At 62.2% G+C, this 2834-nt stretch carries 2 protein-coding genes; both read left to right on the top strand.

Annotation, left to right across the window (positions count from 1 at the left end; translation table 11 throughout):
• On the top strand, nt 1-1635 hold a 1635-nt coding region (locus H5U38_14795), incomplete at its 5' end, for a T9SS type A sorting domain-containing protein (GenBank protein ID MBC7188290.1).
• A gap of 122 nt (nt 1636-1757) precedes the next feature.
• On the top strand, nt 1758-2834 hold a 1077-nt coding region (locus tag H5U38_14790), incomplete at its 3' end, for a peptidyl-prolyl cis-trans isomerase (protein MBC7188289.1).

Here is a 2834-nt window from a genome sequence, read left to right as displayed (position 1 = left end):
GTGAGCGGCTCTTCACCTGTGGTCATTCCGCCCAATAGCGCCATCCTCCTCGTCTTAGCTCCGGCAGGGGGCACGGTGACCTACGAACTGGACAGGATGCTCATCGACGGCGTGGTGGTGGACTATCGCTCCGGGCAGCCGGTAGCCAACTACCCGCCGCGCATCAAGAGTCTCGATGCTGCCAAGCTCCTAGTTGTCTTCGGCGAAGCAGTGGACGTGTACTGCACGGCGGTGGATCGCGACGGTGGTTCTTTGACCTACTATTGGACAGCAACTGGTGGCACGCTGCAGGGGACCGGCAGCAAGGTCGCGTGGGTAGCTCCCTCCGCAGCCGGTGAGTATGCGATCTCCTGCCGAGTTGTGGATGCAGCGGGCGCGGAGGACTCGAGTTCCGTCCGTCTCCAGGTGGTGGCGTTCATCAATCACGCGCCGCAAATACGCTCACTGGAAGCAGACCCGCGCAAGATCCTCCTGGGCGGCACCGCGATGTTGCACTGCTCTGCATGGGACGCGGACGGGGACAGCCTGAACTATGCCTGGTCATCCTCTGGTGGTCAGCTTGAAGCGGGCGATTCCACTGCCACATGGACAGCGCCCGCCACTCCAGGTCTCTTCGTCCTGCGATGCACGGTGTCGGACCCCCATGGCGGCCAGGCAACGGACAGCATCGCCGTGGTGGTGCAAGACCCGACCAACCCCGGCACGGGCATTCCCATCGCCTACTATCCTTTCAATGGCGACGCCCGCGATGAAAGCGGCTTCGGGCACCATGGCACGGTGTTCGGTGCCCAGCTCTCCGCCGATCGATTCGGCAATGCGAACTGCGCGTACGTTTTTGATGGCGACGACGACAACATTCGCGTTCGCAACACGCAGGCGCTGAATTTTCGCGACCAGATCAGCATTAGCCTATGGATGAACGCGACCAGCATTGGCGACCGTGAGCGCTACCCCATTTCGCACGGCAGCTGGGACAATCGCTGGAAGATTTCGCTCACTCCCGAGAAAAAAGTGCGGTGGACAGTGAAGACCGATCGCGGAGTCAAGGACCTGGACACCCGGACGGAAATTGTGCCCGGTCGCTTCTACAACGTGATCGCCATCTTCGACGGCACGGCTATGGCGCTCTACTTGGACGGCGCGCTGGATAGCCGCGCGGAGTGGTCTGGTCGGCTCATGCCCACGTCCATCGACCTCACCATCGGCCAGATGTTGCCTCACGACGCTGGTTACAACTTTGCCGGTGTGCTGGACGACATCCGCATTTTCAGCTACGCCCTGTGCGATGCGGAGATCGCCAACATAGTGGCCGAGGGAACTGCGGTACACGGTTCCCCTGCCGCCTCGCTGCCGGCTCATTTCGTGCTCCTGCAAAACTACCCGAACCCATTCAGCACCCTGACGACCATCCAGTACGGCGTGCCCAAGTCGACAACGACTATGCACATACGGATTGTTGATGTGCTCGGGCGGGAGGTGGCGAAACTGGCAAGCGGCGCTGTTGAGCCCGGCTACAGAAAGGTTGCCTGGGAAGGGAATGATGCCCAAGGTCGACCCATGCCCAGCGGGGTCTACTTCGTGGTGTTGACGGCGGAGGGAGAACGCCTGACGCGCAAGCTGCTGCTACTGCGGTAAGGAAACCTGGCGAGGGACTGAAGGTGCGTCGCGCACAGCTTCTGCAGTGTGGATGGGCAATCCTTGGGGCCCTCCTGCTCTGTTTGGTCCAATGTGGGCGCTCCAGAGACAATTCGCCGCTTGTGGCGCGCGTCGGGGACCGTGGCATAACGCAGCAGCAGTTTGCCTTGCGTTGCGAGCTGGCTATACGGCCGCAGGTCAAAGGAACGCCGGAAGAGCAGAAGCGGGCCTTGGTAGAGCTGCTCATCGACGAGAAGTTGTTAGCGCTGGAGGCTGAGGACCAAGGTCTTCACCGCGATGAGCACTTCCAGGAAGCCGTGGCGCTCTGTGCCGATCTTGCAGCGGCGCGGGCTCTCTACGCCCGGGAGGTGCAGGACAAGGTCCACTTGACGCCCCAGGAAGTCGCGGCAGCCGCACAGCAAATGCGCCAAACTCGCACCGTTCAATTCTTCCTGACCAAGAACCAGGCAGAGGCCGAGGAGGCGCGCCGGCAGCTGCTCGCCTCCGGCTCATTTGCAGGGCTGTTGCGCACACTGGGCCCGATCGCCGCCGACACCACGCGTTTCCGATTTGCAACGCGCTGGGGTGACATCGAGCCTGCCCTCGACGACGCCATCTTTCAGCTCCGCATTGGCGAGATATCGCCCGTCGTCAAGACGACCCGCGGCTACGTGGTGTGCCGGGTGGACTCCATTGCGTTCGCGCCAGCACTGACGGAAACGGAGGCAGCAGAGCTCCACCACAAGGCCCACAAGATTCTGCGGGCCCGGAGGGAGGCCGCGCGAGCCGATGCCTACGTGAAACAAGTCATGCGCGACAAGCAGGTGGAGGTCGACGAGCGAGCCTTCAACATTCTGGCTGAAGCGGTGCAGCGCCACGTTGACTTTTCCGGTGGCGACCTCCATCCTCTTGCCGAGCGCCAGGTGCTATTGAGTGATGAGCTGGTAGGTTTGACCGCGCAGGATCTTGCCGGAGCAGCCGACATGGTCGTGCTTCGCTTTGCGGGCGGCCAGTGGCGCATTGGCGAAGTGCTGAAGCGTTGGCGTGTGCTTCGTCCGCCCATCGCCACATCTTCCCCAAATGCCTGCCGCTCGTCATTGGCACGGGTATTGAGCACGATGGTGCGCGACCACTTCCTGGCGCAAGAAGCCAAGCGCAAAGGCCTCTACAAGTCGCCGCAGGTGCGGGAAGAGATTGCC

This window comes from Calditrichota bacterium, from assembly GCA_014359355.1.
Classification (GTDB): domain Bacteria; phylum Zhuqueibacterota; class Zhuqueibacteria; order JANLFK01; family Oleimicrobiaceae; genus Oleimicrobium.
Note: the sequence above shows the minus strand (reverse complement) of the source record. Positions and strands in the feature narration are given on the sequence as shown.